Here is a 20,938-nt window from a genome sequence, read left to right on the forward strand (position 1 = left end):
GGTCTGACGCGTGACCCACGACGACCAGCGCCCAGCAGGTCGGCCCGACTCCGGCCACGCGCAGCCGGGGCACCGACTGCCCGGCGGCGCACCCGGTCCCAGCCGGGGCGGGGCCCGGCGCGTGCCTCGACCCGAGGAGTCCGTCCCGGCTGCTCCGGAGCAGACGCCGACACCGCCCACCGGTGGCCCACCGGCGGCCGCTGAGGGCATCGGCGAGGCCGGGCCGTCGACGTACGGTCACCAGTTCGGCGGCCGTTCGTTCGGCGAGTCGTGGCGCCAGGGTGAGTTCGGCCAGGGGCAGGAGCGCTACTACGGCGATCAGGTGCCGGTGCCGCAGTCCTCCTGGCAGGACGCGCCGAACGCACCTTCCCCGAACCCGCCTCCGCGATCGCCCTCGTCGTCCGGTCGTCGGCGTACGGCTCTGCTCGTCGCGGGCGCGGTGGGCCTGGTCGCGGTGCTCGGTGCAGGTGCCTATGCCCTGATGCGTGGTGACGACGACGGAGGTGGGCAACAGGTCGCCCCGTCGATGAGCGCGTCCGCCCCGTCGGCGGGTCCGAGTCCGTCGACGAGCTCGAGCGCGAGTGCGCCTGGGTCGACCGGCACGGGCCTCGGGACGGTCGCCGTACCACCTCTCGTCCCGGGGTGGCAGGTGCGGACCTTCGACGACGAGGAGGGCAACCGGGCGGCGTTCGACGTACCGGCGACCACCATTCCGGCGTCGGGGGTCAATGCGGAGCCTCAGCAGCTGTGGTCGTTCCTCACGGGCGACGCCAAGGTGACGCTCAGCGACAACGACAACAAGCCACTCGTCACGGCCGTGCGAGCTGTCCGCTACCGAGCGGGCTACTGCACCAAGCCGAAGGGCAAGGACGCCGACCGGGGGTTCATCGCCTATCAGCTGACCGGTGACCGTGATCCCGCCGATGCTGCTCCCGACGTCGCAGCGATGTGGGCCGACGCGGTCGCGCTCAAGGACGACGGGTCGAAGGAGAAGTCCACGCCGGTCGTCAGCACGCAGGTCGCGATCAACGGCGGCCGGACGCAGGCGATCCAGTCACGGACCACGGTCGCGGTCACCCGGGCGCAGGACCCGGCGTACTGCACCGAGCCCAAGAGCGTCGAGGTCGTCGTGCAGTCGTTCACCACGGGCGATGCCACCGCCACCGTCGTGCTCGTGCGCGACAAGGGCATCCCCGACCAGATCGACGACAAGACGCTCGACCAGATCCTCGCGTCCGCCCGTCCGTTGTCCTGACGGTGGTCAGTGGGTCGAGCGGCGTACGCCGACCTCGCGGGCGAACCACACGAAGTCACCCAGCCCCGGGCTCGCCGTGGCGGTGAGCCCGGCGCTGCGGTCGGCGAGCCCGGCGAGATAGCGCTCCGGGTCGGAGCGTGACAACGCGTGCTGGGCAGGTGGCGCGACGAGGCCGAGCTCACCGAACAACGCACGCTGCGTCGTGCGCCAGTCGGTCTCGAGCGAGTCGACGGCGACGTGCGCGGTGATGTCGCACGAGCCGTCAGGCACCGGTGACACCTGCGCGCCGTCGCGGTAGCCGGTGAGTGTGCCGTACATCGGCCGGTCGTCCAGCGCGTGCGCGTAGTCGACGCCGACCACGACGCCGTGCTGGACGCGGGAGCACAGGTCAGCCCACGCGTCGTCGCGGGTCGTGCCGACCTCGACCCGATCGCCTGGCTCAACAGCTGACGGCCAATACCGTTGGCACCATTGACGACTCGCTCCGTCGAGCGGATCGCCGAGAGACTCGTCGCCAGCGCGATCGACCTCGATGACCCGCAGCTCGCCCTCGTCGTCGACCTCACCGATCACGAGCGGTACGACGTCCAGCCACTCGTGGGCGAGCACCAGCACGTCGGTGAGCGGGCCGAGCTCGTCCGGCAGCGCGGACCCGCCGGGGGAGACCTGCCAGTCGATCGCGGCCGGGACGCCTTCCGGCCGGTCGACCACGTCGAGACCGGTCAGGTGCAGGTCCGGTACGAGCGCGTGGACCTGGCGCAGGAGCTCACCCCGACCGGCACCGACCTCGACGACGTGAGCGACGTCGTACTGCTCGGCGAGAGCGACGACGGCGCGCGCCAGGACCCGGCCGACGCCGGGGATGCCCTGGGCAGAGGTCGCGAAGTGACCGGCCGGACCGACCGGCTGGCGGTAGAACCCGCCGGGGCCGTAGAGCGCTCGCTGCCAGGCCGACTCCCAGGGCTCGCGCGACATGGCCGTCACTCTAGGCCGGGTGGTGCTCCGCAGTAGCGTGGCCGCCGTGAGTGACTTCGAGGACCAGGTGGGCCGGCCGTCGTTGCGCGTGGGTGTCATCGGTTGCGGTCGTGTCGGCGCGAGCATCGGCGCCGCCCTGCGCGGCGCCGGGCACCAGGTCGTGGCCGTGTCGGCGGTGAGCGAGGCCTCCCGAGAGCGGGCCGCGACGATGCTGCCGGGCGTCCCCGTGCTCGACGTGCCCGACGTCGTACGTCTCGCGGAGCTCGTGCTCGTCACGGTGCCGGACGACGAGATCGCTTCTGTCGTCAGCGGACTCGCGCAGGTCGGCGTGCTCGACGATCCACGCGTCGTCGTCCATCTGGCGGGCGCGCTCGGGCTCGAACCGTTGCAGCCGGTCGTCGAGCGGGGCGGTGTCGCGCTGGCGCTGCACCCGGCGATGACCTTCACCGGCACCGCCAAGGACCTCGACCGGCTGTCGGGCTGCCTGTTCGCGGTGACCGCCACGGCCGAGACGCTCGTGCTCGGCGAGGCTCTCGTGATCGACCTCGGCGGCGAGCCCGTACGCGTCGCCGAGGAGGACCGCGTCCGCTATCACGCGGCCCTCGCGCACGGCTCCAACCACCTCGTCACCCTGATCGGCCAGTCGATGCAGGTGCTGCGCGAGTGCGGGTTCGACGACCCGGCGCGCGTGCTGCGACCGCTCACCGAGGCCTCGCTCGACAACGCCCTCGAACGAGGTGACCGCGCGCTCACCGGTCCGGTGGCCCGCGGTGACGTCCGTACGGTCGCGGCTCACCTGGACGCGCTGCGTGACGAGCCGGCCGACGTCGCGGCGGCGTACCGGGCGATGGCCCGCGCCAGTGCCGAGCGCGCGATCGTACGCCGAGCGCTCACCCCCGAGCTCGTCCAGCCGCTCCTCGCGGTGCTGGACGACAGCCCCACCCCACCGGTCGAGTAGGCGGGCCGAGCTCCCACTCGACCAGCGGTGAGGCTCCGGCCCTACTCGACCGGCGGATCGATGTACTGGCAGGAAATCGCCATGTCGTATTCCGGCTAGTAACTGTCAGTCGGAGCGATCAGACTCGAAGGCATGTACCTCGACACCGAGGCCTGTGTCCGGGCCGTCAGCTCGCGCGATGCGCGCTTCGACGGCTGGTTCTACACGGCCGTGAAGACCACCGGCATCTACTGCCGGCCGAGCTGCCCGGCGACCACGCCGAAGGCTCGCAACATGGTGTTCTACCCGAGCGCGGCTGCCGCTCAGTCGGGCGGCTTCCGGGCGTGCAAGCGGTGTCGTCCCGACACGAGTCCGGGCTCGCCCGAGTGGAACGTCCGCGCCGATCTGGTGGCCCGCGCGATGCGCCTGATCGCGGACGGTGTCGTCGACCGCGAGGGCGTCGCCGGCCTCGCCCGGCAGCTCGGCTACAGCGTGCGCCAGATCGAGCGCCAGGTCCGCCGCGAGCTCGGCGCCGGCCCGCTCGCGCTCGCGCGCGCCCAACGTGCCCAGACCGCAAGGGTTCTCGTCGAGACCTCGGACCTGCCGATGGCCGACATCGCCTTCGCCGCGGGGTTCGGCAGCATCCGCGCGTTCAACGACACGGTGCGCGAGGTGTTCTCGACCACGCCGCGCGAGATGCGTTCTCGCGCAACGCATTCCAAGACCACTGAGCCGGCCGTCGGCGCCGACTCCTGGCACCACCTGCGTCTTCGGCTGCCGTTCCGCAGGCCGTTCCTGCCCGACAACGTCTTCGGGCACCTGGCAGCGACGGCGGTCCCGGGGGTGGAGGAGTGGCGAGACGGCGCGTACAGGCGGACGTTGCGGCTGCCGCACGGACCGGGAGTCGTCGCGCTGGCGCCGCAGGCCGACCACGTCGCCGCGAGCCTGTGGCTGACCGACCTGCGCGACCTGATGGTCGCCACCAGCCGGTGCCGATGGATGCTCGATCTCGACGCCGATCCCGAGGCCGTCGACACGGCTCTGTCGGCCGACGAACGTCTCGCGCCGCTCGTCGCAGGGGCGCCCGGGCGCCGGGTGCCCAGATCGGCCGACAGCGACGAGATGGCGATCCGCATCGTCCTCGGTCAGCAGGTGTCCACCAAGGCGGCGCGTACGCACGGCGCGCGGCTCGTCGCGGCGCTCGGTGATCCGTTGGCGGCGCCGGTCGGCGGCCTGACGCACCTGTTCCCGACGAGCGACCAGGTGCGGGGTACGCCGCCCGAGCACCTCGCCATGCCGGCCTCGCGTCAGCGTACGGTCGTCGCACTCGCCGGGGCCCTCGCCGACGGCGAGATCGACCTGACGCTCGGCTCGGACTGGGAGATGTCCAGGTCAACCCTGCTCGCCCTGCCCGGGATCGGGCCCTGGTCGGTCGAGTCGATCGCGATGCGGGCCCTCGGCGACCCCGACGCGTTCCCGTCCAGCGACCTCGGCATCCGGGCCGGCGCCGCACGCATCGGCATCGCCGACCAGCAGCCCACCATCCTCGCCGAGGCTGCGGCCTGGCGGCCCTGGCGGGCGTACGCCGCACAGCACCTGTGGGCCACCACCGACCACGAGATCAATCACCTTCCGAAAGGCTGAGGCGTGACCATGACCATTCGCCACCACATCATCGAGGACACCCCTTTGGGGCCTCTCACCATCGTTCTCGACGGCGATGCCGTGAGCGCGCTCTACATGACCGAGCACCGCCATGCCCCCGGTCCGGAGACGTTCGGTCCGCCGGCGGATTCCGATGACCCGCTCGTACTGCGCGTGGTCGGACAGCTCGACGAATACTTCGCCGGCGTACGCCGAGAATTCGATCTGCCGCTCGCGGCACGAGGAACGGAATTCCAGTCGACGGTGTGGAAGGCGTTGCAGGAGATCCCGTACGGCGCGACGGTGACGTACGGCCAGCTGGCTCAGCAGATCGGGGCGCCGCGGGCCAGCCGCGCGGTCGGTCTGGCCAACGGTCGCAACCCGATCTCGATCATCGTGCCGTGCCACCGCGTGATCGGCGCCAGCGGCGACCTGACGGGCTACGGCGGCGGAATCGAGCGCAAGCGCGCGCTCCTCGCGCTGGAACGGGGTGAGGCCGCCTCGGCATAGCGGTCGTGCGGCCGGGAGCGCGTCCTGGCCTCCCAGGTGGCGCGGGTATCGTGTGCGCCGCCGTTCGTCCCTTCCAGCAGAGGTGTGCTCGTGTCCGACCTGTGGAGCAGCTTGTGGCCGTATCTCGCGGCGCTGCTACCCACGCTGGGTCTGCTCTATCTCTTCTACCTCGTGATGAAGCACATCATGGAAGGCGATCGTCGCGAACGCATTGCGCACGCCCAGTGGGAAGCGGATCAGGATTCTGTGAACAACTCGTCGCGAAAAAATACCCTCTCCGAATAATTCTGGAGTTCGGTTCGATAGGGTTGATCCCGATCAAATTTCACCGTTACCAGGAGATCACCCCATGGCTCAGAAGATTCAGGTCCTGCTCGTCGATGACGTCGACGGCGGTGACGCTGAGGAGACCGTGACTTTCGGCCTTGACGGCGTGACCTACGAGATCGACCTCTCGAGCGCCAACGCCGCCCGACTGCGTGACGAGCTCGCCACGTGGATCGGTCACGCCCGACGCACCGGCGGCCGTCGCGCCACCGGTCGTGCGGCGGCCTCGTCCTCGCGCCAGGACCTCAACAAGGTCCGTGAGTGGGGCCGTGCCAACGGCTACACCGTGAGCGACCGCGGCCGTGTCTCCAAGGAGCTCCAGGAGGCCTACGACAAGGCGCAGGACTGATCACGCCTGACAGCAGCGCGCTCCTCGCGAGCGTGTCCACGAGAGCCAGCCGCACCAGCGGCTGGCTCTCGGTCGTCGTCGGCACCCTCGACCTCGAGTGCGCCGCCGTGCTCGGCGAGCAGCGCGCCGGCGGCGACCCGACGGCAGCCTGGCGCGCGGCCTGCGAACGTGACCTCGCCCGTCAGCACGGCGTCGGTGTCGTGCCGTCGTCGGTGGCGGCGACCTTCGTCCTGCAGTGGTATGTCGGCGCCCTCGCCACGGGTTTTGCCCACCTCACACTGGCGACGCCTCACCTGCTCGACCTCACACCCAGTCGGCTGTCGATCGGGCTGAGCTCTCCCGGCGGGTACGCCGACCGGCTCGGTCTGGTCCCGGGCGAGGCCCCGGCGTACGTGCCCCTGCTGGCCGATCGTCTCGACCGGGTCGAGCGCGAATTTCGTTCGCATGCAAGCGATTTCGCGACGTCGTACGATCCCGGCGTCAAGATGAGCAGCCAGCATCGCGTCGGGTCGGTCGAGGACGCGTGGCAGTCGGCCTGGGCCGGTGCGAGCCGGGCGGTGCTCGGCCGAACGTCACCCGACCGGTGGCGCGCATCGTGCTGCTTCATCTACGCCTTGCCGGGAGCCCATGAGTGCGCCCGGTGTCCACGCCTGCGGTCCGCCGGTTGAGCGCTACTCCGGCGGCGTGAGCCGGTCGCCGAAGAGGTCGCCGTACTCGTCGACACGCTCGAGCACATCGTCGATGTCGAGCTGCTGCAACGCATCTCGGTCGTCGGCCCCCTGCTCGACCTCGTCCCAGGTGCGCGGCGCGGCGACGGTCGGGCGCTCCTTGCCGCGCAGCGAGTACGGCGCGATCGTGGTCTTGGCGGCGACGTTCTGCGACCAGTCCAGCAGCACCTTGCCCGGGCGCAGCGACTTGGTCATCTTCCACACGACCTGGCCGGGCATCTCCTTGGTGAGGCGTTGCGCGATGCCCTTGGTCCACTCGCGCACCTCGTCGGACGACTGCGAGCCGTCGAGGGCGGCGTACAGCTGCATGCCCTTGCTGCCGGAGGTGACCGGGACCGACGAATACCCTTCTGCCGCAAGCGTTTCGCGTACGACGAGTGCCACCTGGGCGCACTCGTGCAGGCCCGCGGGCGAGCCGGGGTCGAGGTCGATCACCAGGCGATCAGGGTGCTCGGGCTCGCCGTCGTCCGAGACGCGCCACTGCGGCACGTGCAGCTCGAGCGAGTTGAGGTTGACCAGATAGGTGAGTGCTGCGAGATCGCTCACCAGCGGATAGACGACGTCGCCGCCACCACGCGAGCCGTGGCCGGTGATGGTCACCCGCTCGATCCAGGACGGCGCACCGGAAGGCATGTTCTTCTCGAAGAACATCATGTCGCCCACGCCGTGCGGCCACCTGATGCGTGTGACCGGCCGCCCCTCGATCACCGGCATCAGCACGGGCGCGATCTGGGCGTAATAGTTGAGCACCTCACCCTTGGTGGTCTCGGTCGCGGGGTAGAGCAGCTTGTCGAGGCTGCTCAGGCGCATCCGCCGCCCGCCGACGTCGACGGTGACGAGGTCCTTCTCAGGCATCGGCCGGGTCCTCCTCGGCGTGGTCGTTGCGCAGCAGCTCGTCGACGGTGAGGTCGTGCCGTACGCCGCGCCAGCTCGGCTGACGCAGTCTGCCGGTGTCGGCGTGGCCATGGTGCTCGATGTCGACGACGAGCACCGGCTCGACCCACGTCACGCCGACCCGTTCCTCGCGGGGCACCTCGTCGACGAACGGGTTGCCACCGTCCGACAGCTCGCGCAGGCGGGGCAGGAGCGCCGCACCGGTCCTGCCGGCGAGGCCGCTGCCGATGCGCCCGCGGTAGAGCAGGCCGGCTGGCGTCATCGCGCCGATCAGTAATGATCCCAACCGATCTCGGCTGTCGGTCTCGAACTTCCAGCCGCCCACGACGTACGAGCCCGTCCGCCGGTGGACGATCTTGCGCCAGTCGTCCGACCGGCGACCGGCGTTGTACGAGGACGACCACCGCTTGGAGACCACACCCTCGATGCCCTGCTCGACGGTGGCCCCCAGGAGCGTCTCGCCCTCGTCGAACACCGGCGGCACCTGCACCCACGGGCTGCCCAGCCCGGCCCCCTCGAGCAGCTGCCGACGCTCGCGCAACGGGCGCGAGGTGACCGGCGTACCCATGACCCGCAGCACGTCGAACGCCATGAACGTGATCGGCGCCGAGCCCGCGAGCTGTTCGGCGACGCGCGCGTTGGTGACGTTGAACCGCTCGGCCAACGCCTTGAACGACGGCCGCCCTTCGGCCATCACGACCAGCTCACCGTCGAGCAGGATGTCGTCGTACGCGGTCAGCCCGGCGTCGTCGCGGACCAGCTCGGGGAAGGCGATGGTGACGTCGCGCTCGGTACGTGAGGACACGCGTACGACACCGGCCTGGACGTCGACGAGCACCCGCATGCCGTCCCACTTGATCTCGTGGCACCATGCATCGCCGGGCGGGACCCGGTCCGAGGGGGTGGCCAGCATGGGGCGCATGGGGCCATCCTGGGTGCCATGCGTGCGATCTGGAAAGGCGCCGTCTCCTTCGGCCTCGTCAATGTGCCCGTGCGGCTGTACTCCGCGACCGAGAACCACGACGTGTCGTTCCGCCAGGTGCACCGCGAGGACGGCGGCCGCATCAAGTACAAGCGGACGTGCTCAATCGACGGCGAGGAGGTCGCGTACGACGACATCGCCAAGGGCTACGAGACCGAGGACGGCCAGATGGTCGTGCTCACCGACGAGGACCTGTCCGAGCTGCCGATCAGCACCAGCCGTGAGATCGCGGTCGACAAGTTCGTGCCCGTCGACCAGATCGACCCGATGTACTACGACAAGTGCTACTACCTCGAGCCCGACAAGGCCGCGGTCAAGCCGTACGTCCTGCTGCGCGAGGCCCTCACGCAGGCGGATCGCGTTGCGCTGGTGACGGTTTCGCTGCGTACGCGGATGACGGTGGCCGTGCTGCGCGTGCGTGACAACGTGATCACGCTGCAGACCCTGCTGTGGCCCGACGAGGTGCGCGCGGCCGACTTCGGCGTTCTCAACGACGCCGACGACGAGGTCAAGCCGGCCGAGCAGGCCATGGCGCAGATGCTCGTCGAGTCGCTCGCGGGTGACTACGAGCCCGACGAGTACGAGGACGACTACGAGCAGGCGGTCAAGGCGCTCGTGCAGGCCAAGCTGGAGGGCGGCGAGGTGAAGGCGCCCGTCGAGGAGGCCGACTCCGGCGGCGAGGTCGTCGACCTGCTCGCGGCGCTGCAGCAGAGCGTCAACCGGGCCAAGAAGTCTCGTGGCGAGGCGACGGACGACGACCAGCCGGCGCCCGCCAAGAAGACTGCTGCCAAGAAAGCGCCCGCCAAGAAAGCACCTGCCAAGAAGGCTCCGGCGAAGAAGTCGGCCGCCAAGAAGTCGACGGCCAAGAAGAAGGCCAGCTAGGTCAGCGGGTCGTACGACAGCAGGCCGTACGACAGCAGCGCCTGGGCAGCGTCGACGACCAAGGCCTCGGCGTCGGGGTGGGGCCCGTGCTCGGCGAGACAGCGCGTCCGCAGCGCCCCGAGCTGCTGAGGGCTCGCGCACGCCAACCAGATCGTCGCGCCGAGTCCGGTGAGCCGTACCGGGGTCGCGCCGACCAGGACGAGTACCTCGTCGTCGACCTGCACCGCGTCGACGTACGCCGACCGCTGCAGCTCGGTGTCCGATCGCAGCTCCCGCGCGGGGTAGCGCACCGGCTCGGCGTACAGGTCGGTGGGCCGGATGCGTGGCGGGTGATGCTCGACGCTCGCTGCGACGGGGGTGGCCGTGGACAGCGCGTCGGTGAGCAGGTCTGCGGTGCCGGCGACCTCGGCGTACGTCAGCCGACGTGCACCCCCGACGGCCGCGATCAGGTCGACCAGTCGCAGCAGCGGCCGGTCGAGCTCGGGAAGCGCGGACGTCTGCGGGATCACGGCGAGCAGGGCGTCGATCAGGCCGATGTCGTCCAGGGCGGGCGAGCCGTCGCGGGAGGGGTCACGGTCGAGCACGACGAGCAGGGCTGCTCGCGCTCGCGGTGGCGCGGGGAGCAGGCCGAGGTCGTCGGGCGAGTGCTGCGACTTGGCGTACGGGTTGGCCGGGTCGATCACCGTCGACAGCGGTTTGGGGTAGGCCTCGATGCCGCCTGCGTCATCGAGGGTGACCGTCTCGTCGGTCAGGTAGCCGAGGTGCTGGCCGAGCGTGGCCGCGGCGGTGGTCTTGCCCGTGCCCGACGCGGCGACGAGAACGACGGCCCGGCCGGTGCCCGGGTCGGCAAGAGCGGCCGCGTGCAGCAGCAGACGCTCGCCGGCGCGAGAGGCGATCGCCGCGCGCGTGACACGGGTCGTGACGCGGTAGTCGACGGTGTCGGCGTCCTCGCTCGACAACGAGCCGGTGAGGTCGACGGTCAGGTCGGGGTCGCTGTCGTGCTGCTCCGCGGGGGCAGCACCGGTCGCCTGCGCTGCTGCGGGCGGGGCGCACCGGGACCACTGACGCCGGAGCCGCTGGGCGGTGTCGGGCGCGGCCACGATCTCGACGCGTGCGCCGAGCGCCTCGATGCGTACGACCTCGCCCACAGCCACCAACCTAGGCGAGCGCACTGGTGCCGATGTGGCATCGCGGTGGGTCACACGGAGGCGTGCTGCTCGTGGTGGGTCACATCGGGGTTGGGCTGGTTGGCGGGCTGCGCGTCGCGGTGGGTCACACCGAGCCCAACCGCTCGCGGTGGGTCACACCGAGGTCGCTCACGCCGTGCCGGGCCATGGCGAGCTGAAGGGCACGCTCGACCTGGTCGAGGAACCGCCCCGGCGCGAGCCTGATCCCGAGCAGAGGTACGCGCAGCACGACGGTGCCCTCTGCTGCCACTTCGTTGTGGCGCAGTGCGTCCTCGACGGGTTGCAGACCCTGGAAGTGATAGCTCCCGTCGACCTCGACCGCCACGCCGAGCTCGACCCACTCGACGTCGAGGTAGGCGCGACCGGAGCTGAGCGTGCGCACCGACTGGCGGGTCGGTTCGGGCAGGCCGCGCTCGCGGCACAGCGCCCCGAACTCCAGCTCGCTCAGCGCCTGCGCTCCGTCGCACACGTCGCGAATCGTGCGGTCGATGAACGCCCGACGCGGTGACCGCTTGATCACCCGCCAGACGTCGAGCAGCCTGTCCGGGAGGACCAGGCGCTGCTGGACGCTCATCGCGAGCAGCAACGCCGCCTGCTGGTCGGAGATCGCCCATTGCGCAGCGCGCACCGCCGCGACCTCGGGTGCGGTGCGTGGGACGCCTCCGGTCCTCGTCTCGCCGACGTGTCGCAGCGTGTGTGCGACCACGCCGCTGCATCGCCGGGGGCGGTGTCCGCCCGGCACGGACACGTGAATCGTGTCGCTGTCGAACCCGCGCAACCCGGCCGCGTGCAAAGCAGTCACGCCGTCGAGCACCGCTCCGCAACCGGTCTCCCACAGCGCGGCCCACCATCGGGCCTCGGCGGTCAGCCGACCGGGGGACAGCACCACGGTCTGCGTGCCGTGCAGGCTCCATCGGCCGGCCGCGACCTCGCAGCTGACGTCGTGCCGCGTGATGCCGGCTCGCCGGAGGAGGGCGCGTGAGGCGACGCCGTCGTACGTCTGCGCGAGGTCGCGCGTACGCCGATGACGGGCCTCGCGTCGTGGTCGGCCACGCCCGGTCAGGGGCTGCGGTCGTTCGTCGGTCGTGGTCATGCCATGACCGTTCACCAGCCCAGGACGCGGGGCGAGCCGCATGACGCGCCCTGTGGACGCGACGGCGGTCGCGGCGGGGATGTGCACGGGGCGGGCGTTCTCGCGGTGGGTCACACCGAGCTCGACCGCTCGCAGTGGGTCACACCGGGCGCGGCCTGCAGGAGGAGTGTGCATGTCGCGGTGGGTCACACGGAGGCGTGCTGCTCGCAGTGGGTCACACCGAGCTCGGCCTGCGGGAGGAGTGTGCATGTCGCGGTGGGTCACACCGAGCTCGTCCCCTCGCAGTGGGTCACACCGGGAGACCGGCAAGACCTCGTACGCCGCGCCCAGAAGGTGATTCCGCCATGGGCGAACGTGCCGGGCGGAACACCCGCGCACACGGCGGCGTTGACCGGCTCAAGAACAGCAAGGGACCAGGGGAAACCACGGGTTGACGCGGCAGCGCGGATAACATCGTGAGAGCGACCCCGGTACGCGAGGAGACGACATGTTCGAACGGTTCACCGACCGCGCCCGGCGAGTGGTGGTGCTCGCCCAGGAAGAGGCGCGCATGCTCAACCACAACTACATCGGCACCGAGCACATCCTGCTCGGCCTGATCCACGAGGGCGAAGGCGTCGCAGCGAAGGCTCTGGAGAGCCTCGGTATCTCGCTGGAGTCCGTCCGCGAGCAGGTGCAGGAGATCATCGGTCAGGGCCAGCAGACCCAGTCCGGGCACATCCCGTTCACGCCGCGCGCCAAGAAGGTTCTCGAGCTGTCGCTGCGTGAGGGCCTGCAGCTCGGCCACAGCTACATCGGCACCGAGCACATCCTGCTCGGCCTGATCCGCGAGGGCGAGGGCGTCGCTGCCCAGGTCCTCGTCAAGCTGGGCGCCGACCTGTCCAGCGTCCGCCAGCAGGTCATCCAGCTGCTGTCCGGCTACCAGGGCAAGGAGCCCGCAGGTGCCGGCGTCGGCGGTCAGAGCAGCCAGGAGGGCACGCCCGCGGGGTCGCTCGTGCTCGACCAGTTCGGCCGCAACCTGACCCAGGCCGCCCGCGAGGGCAAGCTCGACCCCGTCATCATGCGCGAGAAGGAGATCGAGCGCGTGATGCAGGTGCTGAGCCGGCGTACGAAGAACAACCCTGTCCTCATCGGCGAGCCCGGCGTCGGCAAGACCGCCGTCGTCGAGGGCCTGGCGGCCGACATCGTCCGCGGTGACGTGCCCGAGACGCTGAAGGACAAGCAGCTCTACACCCTCGACCTCGGCTCGCTCGTGGCCGGCAGCCGCTACCGCGGTGACTTCGAGGAGCGGCTGAAGAAGGTCCTCAAGGAGATCCGCACCCGCGGCGACATCATCCTGTTCATCGACGAGATCCACACGCTCGTCGGAGCGGGTGCCGCCGAGGGCGCCATCGACGCGGCCTCCATCCTCAAGCCGATGCTGGCTCGCGGTGAGCTGCAGACCATCGGTGCGACGACGCTGGACGAGTACCGCAAGCACATCGAGAAGGACGCTGCGCTCGAGCGCCGTTTCCAGCCGATCCAGGTCGCCGAGCCCACGATCAGCCACGCCATCGAGATCCTCAAGGGTCTGCGTGACCGCTACGAGGCACACCACCGCGTGACGATCACCGACGCGGCGCTGGTGGGCGCGGTCAACATGGCCGACCGCTACATCAACGACCGGCACCTGCCCGACAAGGCGATCGACCTCATCGACGAGGCGGGCGCCCGGTTGCGCATCCGCCGGATGACCGCTCCGCCGGACCTGCGCGAGTTCGACGACAAGATCGCGGCCGTGCGTCGCGAGAAGGAGTCGGCGATCGACGGGCAGGACTTCGAGAAGGCCGCGTCCCTGCGCGACGACGAGAAGAACCTCATCGACGCCAAGGCTCAGCGTGAGAACGAGTGGAAGGCCGGCGACATCGACGTCGTCGCCGAGGTCGACGAAGAGCTCATCGCCGAGGTCCTCGCTGCGAGCACCGGCATCCCGGTGTTCAAGCTGACCGAGGAGGAGTCCTCGCGACTGCTGCGCATGGAGGAGGAGCTGCACAAGCGCATCGTCGGCAACGACGACGCGATCAAGGCCCTCAGCCAGGCGATCCGTCGTACCCGCGCCGGTCTGAAGGACCCGCGTCGCCCCGGTGGCTCGTTCATCTTCGCCGGTCCGACCGGTGTCGGTAAGACCGAGCTGGCCAAGGCGCTCGCCGAGTTCCTCTTCGGTGACGAGGACAGCCTGATCACGCTCGACATGTCGGAGTTCTCCGAGAAGCACACCGTGTCGCGGCTGTTCGGCTCGCCTCCCGGCTACGTCGGCTACGAGGAGGGCGGCCAGCTCACCGAGAAGGTGCGGCGCAAGCCGTTCTCGGTGGTGCTGTTCGACGAGGTCGAGAAGGCGCACGCCGACATCTTCAACTCGTTGCTGCAGATCCTGGAGGACGGTCGCCTGACCGACTCCCAGGGCCGGGTGGTCGACTTCAAGAACACCGTCATCATCATGACCACCAACCTCGGTACGCGTGACATCGCCAAGGGCGTCTCGCTCGGGTTCTCGTCGGGCAACGACATGCGGACCGACTACGACAAGATGAAGGCCAAGGTCCAGGACGAGCTCAAGCAGCACTTCCGGCCTGAGTTCCTCAACCGTGTCGACGACACGATCGTGTTCCCGCAGCTGAGCCAGGACGAGATCGTCCAGATCGTCGATCTGATGATCGACCGTCTCGAGGAGCGGCTCAAGGACAAGGACATGGCCATCGAGCTCACGCAGTCCGCCAAGGAGCTGCTGGCCAAGCGGGGCTACGACCCCGCGCTCGGTGCCCGTCCGCTGCGTCGCACGATCCAGCGCGACATCGAGGACGTGCTGTCCGAGAAGATCCTCTACGGCGAGCTGGGTGCCGGCGAGATCGTCCTGGTCGACGTCGAGGGCGAGGGCAAGGCCCGCGAGTTCACCTTCCAGGGCACGCCCAAGGCGCTGGCTCCGGACTCGATCCCGGTCGAGACGGCCGGTTCGGGCGGCGGTTCGACCGCGGCTCCGACCGACTCCGAGGCCGGCTGACCGTCCACGGCATGACCACGAAGGGCCGGGTGCATCACGCACCCGGCCCTTCGTCGTACCGGTGAGGAGGGCCGCCGGTCAGACGTTCGGCCTGCGGTGCGGACCGCCGCGGAACGCCTTGGACCCGCCACCACGCGCGCCGGGGTCGGCCGTGGCCTGGACGTACGCCGTCTCGCCGTACTCGCCGTAGGCACCCTGGCCGTAGCGCTGGTCGCCGTAGACGATCTCGCGCAGGCGCCGGGTGTTGACGCGGTTGAGGACCGCGCCGAGGACCTTGCCGTCGACCCGCCGCAGGTTGGCCGCGATGCGCTTGACGTGCTCCTCGTGGGTCTCGCCCGCGGCCACCACGATCAGCGCGCCGTCGCAGCTGGCGGTCAGCAGCGCAGCATCGGTCACAGGCAGCAGCGGTGGTGCGTCGAGGATGACCATGTGGTCGGCGCTGAGCTCGGCGATGAGTCGGCTCATGCGGTGCGAACCGAGCAGCTCGCTGGGGTTGGGCGGGATCTGCCCCGCCGCGAGGATCGACAGGCCGGGCACGCCCGAGGACTGCACGGCGTCCGCGAACGACAGTGTGCCCGCGAGCACCTGCGTGAGGCCGATGGCCGAGTCGACGTCGAAGATCGTGCTGATCGCCGGCCGGCGCAGATCGGCGTCGACGAGGAGGACGGACTGCCCGGACTGCGCGAGCACGCTGGCCAGGCTGGAGGCGATCGTCGACTTGCCCTCGCCCATCCGGGCGCTCGTCACGACGATCGACCGGGGGCTGTGGTCGACGTCGACGAACCGCAGGTTGGTGCGCAGCTGGCGCAACGCCTCACGGGTGTGGAAGTCGGTGTCGCCGTTGAAACGCCCGTCCTCGCGACGGCTGAGTGCTTTGGACGTGGGCAGCACCGCGAGGACGCTGGTCGACAGCTGCTGCTCGAGCTGTTCGGAGGACCGGATCCGGGTGTCCTGGCGGTGGCGTACGAGGGCGACGGCGTAGCCGACGAGGAGTCCGCCGAGCACTCCGAGCGGCAGCGTGCGCTCGGGTCGCGGAAAGCTGGGCCGGGTGGGCAGCTCTGCCGTCTGGACCGGCCTGATGGACGCGGCGCCGCCCGCGCCCTCGATCTGCTGGACCTGCTGGGCGGTGGCGTTGACGACGGCGTCGGCCAGTGAGCGCGCCCCGGCGGGCGTCGGCGCGGTTGCGGTGACCGTGATGGCAGGGGTCTCGTCGGTGAGTGACGTCGAGACCCGTGAGGCGATGGCGGTCGGGCTGTCCGGGAGGCCGAGCTGTTGGGCGGCGCGTGAGGCGACCGGCGTGCTCTTGAACAGCGGCAGCCACGCCTTGGCCTTGGTCTGGGCGAGCATCGAGCCGGCGTACGCCGACCCGGTGTCGTCACCGGAGCTCTTGGCGACCACGAACGCCGTCGCGGTGGCGGTGTACTGCTTGGTGCGGGTGAGGGTGTAGGCGCCCGCGCACAGCAGGCCCAGCAGGGCGAACCCGAGCAGCAGCACCCAGTAGCGGCGAGTGAGCTTCCAGAAGTCTTCCAGGGTCACGCTGCGCACCTCCCGACATCGGCCGTCGTCGGGCCTGGAGCCCACGGCACTGCCAGACGGCCACCCGGCGCCGATCGTAGCCTGAGCATCATCGTTTCCTCCTGATCGCGTGGCGCGTCATGTCGGCGCCTCAGCCGTCGCTCGAGGAGCTGGGACGAGCCCGTCGCCGTACTCGCGGGTGACGGCCGCCTGGTAGCCGAGCGCGAACCACAGTGCGAGCAGGGTCCACGCCGCCGCCGTGACGAGCAGCAGCATGATCGCGACGGTGAGGGCGAGCTCGACGAAACCGACCCGGGCGGTGGCGCGAGCGAGTCCGAACAGGAACATCACCAGGCAGAACAGCCCGACCAGACCCACCTCAGCGGCGACCTGGACGTAGCCGTTCTCGACGATGCGGCGTGAGTCGCGGTGCGGTCCGCCGGTGGTGTAGCCCGGCGGGAAGTCGGCGGGGTCGGCGTACTCGCCGAACCATGCCCCGAAGCGACCCGGGCCGACGCCGGCCACCGGGTGGGCGAGCGTCATGTCGATGCCGACGCCGTTCTTGGCGCTGCGCAGCGAGCGGGACAGGTCGGTGCGGTCGCCGGAGTCGGTGGTGCCGCTGCCGGCGGAGAGCCCGACTTTCTCGGCCTGGAACTGCACGTACTGCCGGGCGCTCGGGACGGCGACCACGACGGCCAGGGCGAGCAGGCCGGTGACCACCACGCGGAAGCGCCATCGCGGCGAGGCCACCAGCAGCGCGGCGATCGCGAGCGCTGCGAAGACGGTGAGCAGTGCCGACGTCGACTGGGAGTAGCCGACGCAGAAGACCGCGCCGGCCACGCCCCACCCGTCGCGCCGGCGGAGCATCATCAGGGCGGCGAGCACCGCGAAGACGCCGAGGTTGTTGCCCTCGTAGAACGGGCCGTTGCGGGGCATCAGCGTGCCGTACGCCTGACCGATCACCATCTCGAACCCGAGCGCCCTGATGAGCGACTCCTGCGCGGTCTCGTAGAGGTACCACTGCAGCAGGCAGAACAGCACCGCCAGCCGGACGGCCCAGGCCATCGCGTCGAGGATGAGCCGCGAGCTGATGTCGAGCATCGTCCTCCAGACGACGAAGACCATCGCGGCGTAGCCGACGTAGAGCAGCAGGTCCGTCGTGAGCGACCGCCCGTATCCGGGGTACGGCGGTGGCGGCGTCGCGGTGACCAGGTTGACCAGGGCGGCGAGAGCCACCAGCGCGCCGAGCGCGCCGAGCCAGCCTGCCTGCGGTCGCAGGTGGGCGGGGACCTTCGGGCGCGAGCGCAGCTGCAGCAGCAGGGCGCCGCCGGCGACGACCACCAGGACCTCGCTGATCTTCAGCGGGAAGCCGGCGTCGAGGGTCAGCGCCTTCTGGAACGGCGAGGTGGCGACGGCCACGAGGACGAGCTTGTGCGGCAGCCGGAGCGCGGGCCCGTCAGGCATCAGGCGGGTCGAGCCGCCCTGGAGCACGGCAGTCACGGGCGCTCACCTGCCGCGATCGTACGCAGGGTGTCGACCAGGTGCGCCCGTCGCGTCGTGACCTCGCCCATCGCCTCGCGGATGTGCTGGTCGTAGGCGTGGCGTGCGGCCGGGTCGGTGAGCAGCAGCTGGACCTGCTCGACGACGGCGGCGGGTTCGAAGGTGTTGACGTTGTGGCAGTACGCAGGCAGCCGCAGGTCCTGGAACGCCCCGAAACCCTTGCGCTCGTAGGCGAGATGGACGACGTGGTGGCCGGCACGAAGGGCCATGAGCGCAGCGTGCAGTCGGACGGCGACGACGACGCGGCGCGGTGACTCGGGGCTCAGCAGCTCGGTGCGTGGCACGACGCGTGCAGGCCCGAGCGTGTGCATGGGTGCGGTGTCGTCGTTGCCGAGGGTGGCGCTCTGGACGTAGCCGTCGAACGATCCGAGCGAGCGCGCGAGCGTCTCCAGGCGCGTACGAGCGCGCGGCGACACCGTGCGTACGCTCAGCACCACCGGGCGGGCCGGAGGAGTCGTGACGGGCGCCGGCCGGTCCATCGTGAGGATGGCGCTGTCGGGCACGCGCTCGGCCGTGCGTCCGCCGAGCTGTTCGACCGAGCGGTCGTCGCGCAGCGCGACCAGGTCGATGCGGTTGTACGCCGACCGCACGACCGGCCACAGCGTGCGGTGGAAGGGCCCGACCGACTGCGGGAGGTAGAGCGAGCGGCGGGCCAGAGCCCCGACCAGCGCGGTCTGGGTGCCGTGCACCACGGCGTACTTGGTGAACGCCGTCGCGGTGTCGCCGCGCGCATAACCTCCGCCGACGCTCACCACCAGGTCGGCGCGTCGGATCGTACGAGCGATGGCCGGGACGGCGGCCAGCCCACCGGCCGAGGGGAGGCTCGGCAGTCGGGTGCCGTCGAAGTCGGTGAAGGAGTCCGGGTCGCGGGCGACGAGGGTGAGCTCGACGTCGGACCCGAACGCCTCGTGCAGCAGAGCGACGGCCTCCTGGACGAGCAGGCCGTCGCCGAGGTTGCCCGCGCTGTAGGCGTGCATGACGACGATGCGCGTGACGTCGCCGGCCATCACAGCAGGCTCTCGTAGACGTCGACGTGACGGGCGATGCTGGTCTCCCAGGAGAACTGCGTCGCCCAGGTGCGGCCGCGCTCGGCGGCGTCCGCGAGCCAGACGGTGTCGCCGAGAGCGTCCTCGACGGCGGCCGCGATGCCGACCGCGTCGAGCCGGTCGGTCTGCCACGACGGCCCGGCGACCTCGGCGAGTGAGCCGCGCGGTGAGGTGATGACGGGGGCTCCGGCGGCCATGGCCTCCAGCACCGGGAAGCCGAACCCCTCGTACAGGCTCGGGAACACGAAGGCCGTGCACCGCTGCATCAGGGCGGCGCGGTCGCCGTCGGAGACGAACCCGAGGTGGACGACGTCCGGCGACGCCTCGATGCGACTCATCGTCTCGGCGAAGTTCCATGCGGGGCGGCCGGCGATCACCAGGGGGAGGCCACTGCCACGGCGACGCAGCGTCTCGACCGCGCCGATGAGCTCGACGAGGTTCTTGCGCGGCTCGATGTTGCCGACGTAGAGCAGGAACTGATCCGGGAGCCGGGCCTCGACCTCGGCCGACACGGTGCGGGCCGTCGCGAACGCGTCCTGGTCGATGCCGTGGTGGATGACGACGATCTCGTCGGCGGGCACGTCGAACACCTCGGCGATGTCGCGCGCGGCCGAGTGCGACACCGTGATCAGCCGGTCGGTCGAGGAGATCGCCCGGCGCACTCGACCCCGCCACACCGCCTCCTGCCGGGGCGTGCGCGCCACGTCGATCCAGCGGCTGGCGACACCGTGCACGGTGGCGACCGAACGGCCGCGGGTGCGTAGGAGTGGCCCGGTGTCGGCGCTGTAGTGCAGCACCGTCGAGTCGTCGTGGCGGCGCAGACCGTGCAGGCTCTCACCGAGCATCGTCAGGGCCGGGTGGCCGTGGCTCGGGATGAGACCGGTCGTGTGGCCGTGGGCGTGCAACCCGTCGCGCAGGGCCCGGGCGTACGTCGTGTTGCCGCCGACGTGGCGGCTGACGATGCGGTCGGGGAAGAGCACCTTCATCTCGGACGGCCTGCCAACCTGGTGTAGAGGGACATGACGGCATCGCGCTGGGCGGCGCTGCCCATCGTCGTGGTGAGGGCGCTCGCCTGGGCGCGCAGGCGAGCGCGTGTCGCGGCGTGCGCCGCCGCGTCGACCAAGGTGTCTGCAGCGCTCTCGGGCGTGGCGCAGCGGGTGAGCGGTGTGCCCTCGAAGGCGGCGATGTCGCGTACGACGACCGGGCACCCCAGCGCTGCGGCGTCGAGGACGCTGACGGGGAAGCCTTCGTAGCGGGCGCAGTGGAAGTAGAGCGCGCCCGACGACAGCTGGGCGACCAGGGCGTCCTGGTCGAGCCAGCCCGTCACCTCGATGCCGGCCGCCTGCAGCATCGCCCGACCGCCGTCGTCGCCGTCGCCCACCCACACCATGCGCAACGTCGAGCCGCGGGCGCGCAGGCAGCGCTGCACGTCGCTGAAGAACGCGGGGTCCTTCTGCGAGCAGATGCGACCGACCATCACGACCCGGTCGGGGACGACGTCGGTCGGTGTCACCTCGGCCGTCGGGACGGTGGCCGAGTTGGGGACGACCGCTGTGACGGCCGCCCGGTGCAGCTGTCGGGCGAGCCGCTGCTCGTGGGGTGACAGCACGATCGTGGCTGCGCTGCGGCGCGCGAGCGCCCGCTCGGCCTCACGGAAGGCCAGCCGTGCCGGGGCCGCGAGCCGGCCGTCGTCGAACTTGTAGCAGTGCGGCTGGTAGACGACGGGCGCGCGCACGGCGAGCGCGCGGGCGTACAGGCCGCCCCAGCTGGAGTGCGCGTGGACGACGTCGGGGCGCAGGCGTGCGGTGACGCGGCTCGTGGCGAGGATGCGCCTGCCGTGACCGCGCGGCAGCTCGGTCACCGTCGAGTAGCGCTCGCGGGCGCGGTCGACCAGTCCGGAGTCGCCGGCCCACAGCAGGTGGTGCTCGACCTCGGGGGTCAGCTCGACGAGTCGTTCGAGCACCCGGCTCACCCCGGCTCCGACGTAGGAGTCGGTGACGTGGAGCACGCGCACCGG

General features: G+C 70.8%; 19 protein-coding genes. 9 read left to right on the plus strand and 10 right to left on the minus strand.

Features of this window, described 5'->3' with window-relative positions; translation table 11 throughout:
- Positions 1 to 10 precede the first annotated feature (10 nt).
- Positions 11 to 1,255: a hypothetical protein gene (locus tag VV01_RS01815; RefSeq protein WP_050668394.1), complete on the plus strand. Its 1,245-nt coding sequence runs from the start codon at positions 11 to 13 to the stop codon at positions 1,253 to 1,255.
- Between the two features lie 6 nt (positions 1,256 to 1,261).
- On the opposite strand, the gene VV01_RS01820 is transcribed toward VV01_RS01815, so the two are convergent.
- Complete coding sequence (locus VV01_RS01820) at positions 1,262 to 2,230, minus strand: SAM-dependent methyltransferase (protein WP_050668395.1); 969 nt, start codon at positions 2,228 to 2,230, stop codon at positions 1,262 to 1,264.
- 46 nt (positions 2,231 to 2,276) lie between these two features.
- Between VV01_RS01820 and VV01_RS01825 the strand changes: the two genes are divergently transcribed.
- The 6 genes from VV01_RS01825 (at position 2,277) to VV01_RS01850 (ending at position 6,665) form a co-directional block, all read left to right on the plus strand.
- Positions 2,277 to 3,188 carry a Rossmann-like and DUF2520 domain-containing protein gene (locus tag VV01_RS01825; RefSeq protein ID WP_231635131.1) on the plus strand — a complete coding sequence of 304 codons (912 nt, stop codon included), beginning with the start codon at positions 2,277 to 2,279 and terminating at the stop codon, positions 3,186 to 3,188.
- 132 nt (positions 3,189 to 3,320) lie between these two features.
- On the plus strand, positions 3,321 to 4,811 hold the full coding sequence (locus VV01_RS01830; protein WP_050668396.1) for an AlkA N-terminal domain-containing protein: 1,491 nt from the start codon (positions 3,321 to 3,323) through the stop codon (positions 4,809 to 4,811).
- 9 nt (positions 4,812 to 4,820) lie between these two features.
- Positions 4,821 to 5,321: a methylated-DNA--[protein]-cysteine S-methyltransferase gene (locus VV01_RS01835; RefSeq protein WP_157508705.1), complete on the plus strand. Its 501-nt coding sequence runs from the start codon at positions 4,821 to 4,823 to the stop codon at positions 5,319 to 5,321.
- 90 nt (positions 5,322 to 5,411) lie between these two features.
- Entirely contained in the window at positions 5,412 to 5,606 is a 195-nt protein-coding gene (locus tag VV01_RS01840; protein WP_050668397.1) for a hypothetical protein, read from the plus strand.
- 64 nt (positions 5,607 to 5,670) lie between these two features.
- A complete protein-coding gene (locus VV01_RS01845) occupies positions 5,671 to 5,997 on the plus strand; it encodes a histone-like nucleoid-structuring protein Lsr2 (protein WP_050668398.1) in 327 nt (108 codons plus the stop codon).
- A gap of 32 nt (positions 5,998 to 6,029) precedes the next feature.
- On the plus strand, positions 6,030 to 6,665 hold the full coding sequence (locus tag VV01_RS01850) for a (2Fe-2S)-binding protein (protein ID WP_050668399.1): 636 nt from the start codon (positions 6,030 to 6,032) through the stop codon (positions 6,663 to 6,665).
- 3 nt (positions 6,666 to 6,668) lie between these two features.
- On the opposite strand, the gene ligD (VV01_RS01855) is transcribed toward VV01_RS01850, so the two are convergent.
- Positions 6,669 to 7,580: a non-homologous end-joining DNA ligase gene (ligD, locus tag VV01_RS01855; protein ID WP_050668400.1), complete on the minus strand. Its 912-nt coding sequence runs from the start codon at positions 7,578 to 7,580 to the stop codon at positions 6,669 to 6,671.
- On the minus strand, positions 7,573 to 8,541 hold the full coding sequence (gene ligD / locus VV01_RS01860; RefSeq protein ID WP_050668401.1) for a non-homologous end-joining DNA ligase: 969 nt from the start codon (positions 8,539 to 8,541) through the stop codon (positions 7,573 to 7,575). Before ligD (VV01_RS01860) ends, ligD (VV01_RS01855) begins: the two co-directional genes overlap by 8 nt.
- An 18-nt stretch (positions 8,542 to 8,559) precedes the next feature.
- On the opposite strand from ligD (VV01_RS01860), the gene ku reads away from it, so the two are divergent.
- The gene (ku, locus tag VV01_RS01865) at positions 8,560 to 9,483 is read left to right on the plus strand and encodes a non-homologous end joining protein Ku (RefSeq protein WP_050668402.1); all 924 of its coding nucleotides are present in this window, start codon (positions 8,560 to 8,562) and stop codon (positions 9,481 to 9,483) included.
- On the opposite strand, the gene VV01_RS01870 is transcribed toward ku, so the two are convergent.
- Positions 9,480 to 10,637, minus strand: coding sequence for a hypothetical protein (locus tag VV01_RS01870; RefSeq protein WP_157508706.1), 1,158 nt, complete (start codon positions 10,635 to 10,637; stop codon positions 9,480 to 9,482). The two genes, ku and VV01_RS01870, sit on opposite strands and share 4 nt — an antisense overlap.
- 118 nt (positions 10,638 to 10,755) lie before the next feature.
- Positions 10,756 to 11,763: a hypothetical protein gene (locus tag VV01_RS01875; RefSeq protein WP_050671660.1), complete on the minus strand. Its 1,008-nt coding sequence runs from the start codon at positions 11,761 to 11,763 to the stop codon at positions 10,756 to 10,758.
- 487 nt (positions 11,764 to 12,250) lie between these two features.
- Here VV01_RS01875 and VV01_RS01880 point away from each other — a divergent pair, with 487 nt between their 5' ends.
- A complete protein-coding gene (locus VV01_RS01880; RefSeq protein WP_050668404.1) occupies positions 12,251 to 14,800 on the plus strand; it encodes an ATP-dependent Clp protease ATP-binding subunit in 2,550 nt (849 codons plus the stop codon).
- 78 nt (positions 14,801 to 14,878) lie between these two features.
- On the opposite strand, the gene VV01_RS01885 is transcribed toward VV01_RS01880, so the two are convergent.
- The 5 genes from VV01_RS01885 to VV01_RS01905 form a co-directional block, all read right to left on the minus strand.
- Positions 14,879 to 16,336: a polysaccharide biosynthesis tyrosine autokinase gene (locus tag VV01_RS01885; RefSeq protein ID WP_071606257.1), complete on the minus strand. Its 1,458-nt coding sequence runs from the start codon at positions 16,334 to 16,336 to the stop codon at positions 14,879 to 14,881.
- A 117-nt stretch (positions 16,337 to 16,453) separates the two neighbouring features.
- Positions 16,454 to 17,815: an O-antigen ligase family protein gene (locus VV01_RS01890; protein WP_050668405.1), complete on the minus strand. Its 1,362-nt coding sequence runs from the start codon at positions 17,813 to 17,815 to the stop codon at positions 16,454 to 16,456.
- Positions 17,812 to 18,882, minus strand: coding sequence for a polysaccharide pyruvyl transferase family protein (locus VV01_RS01895; protein ID WP_050668406.1), 1,071 nt, complete (start codon positions 18,880 to 18,882; stop codon positions 17,812 to 17,814). Before VV01_RS01895 ends, VV01_RS01890 begins: the two co-directional genes overlap by 4 nt.
- Positions 18,882 to 19,907 carry a glycosyltransferase family 4 protein gene (locus VV01_RS01900; RefSeq protein ID WP_050668407.1) on the minus strand — a complete coding sequence of 342 codons (1,026 nt, stop codon included), beginning with the start codon at positions 19,905 to 19,907 and terminating at the stop codon, positions 18,882 to 18,884. Before VV01_RS01900 ends, VV01_RS01895 begins: the two co-directional genes overlap by 1 nt.
- Positions 19,904 to 20,935 carry a glycosyltransferase gene (locus tag VV01_RS01905; RefSeq protein WP_197274971.1) on the minus strand — a complete coding sequence of 344 codons (1,032 nt, stop codon included), beginning with the start codon at positions 20,933 to 20,935 and terminating at the stop codon, positions 19,904 to 19,906. Before VV01_RS01905 ends, VV01_RS01900 begins: the two co-directional genes overlap by 4 nt.
- Positions 20,936 to 20,938: the final 3 nt, after the last annotated feature.

Origin of the sequence: Luteipulveratus halotolerans, assembly GCF_001247745.1 — a bacterium.
Taxonomy (GTDB): Bacteria; Actinomycetota; Actinomycetes; order Actinomycetales; family Dermatophilaceae; genus Luteipulveratus; species Luteipulveratus halotolerans.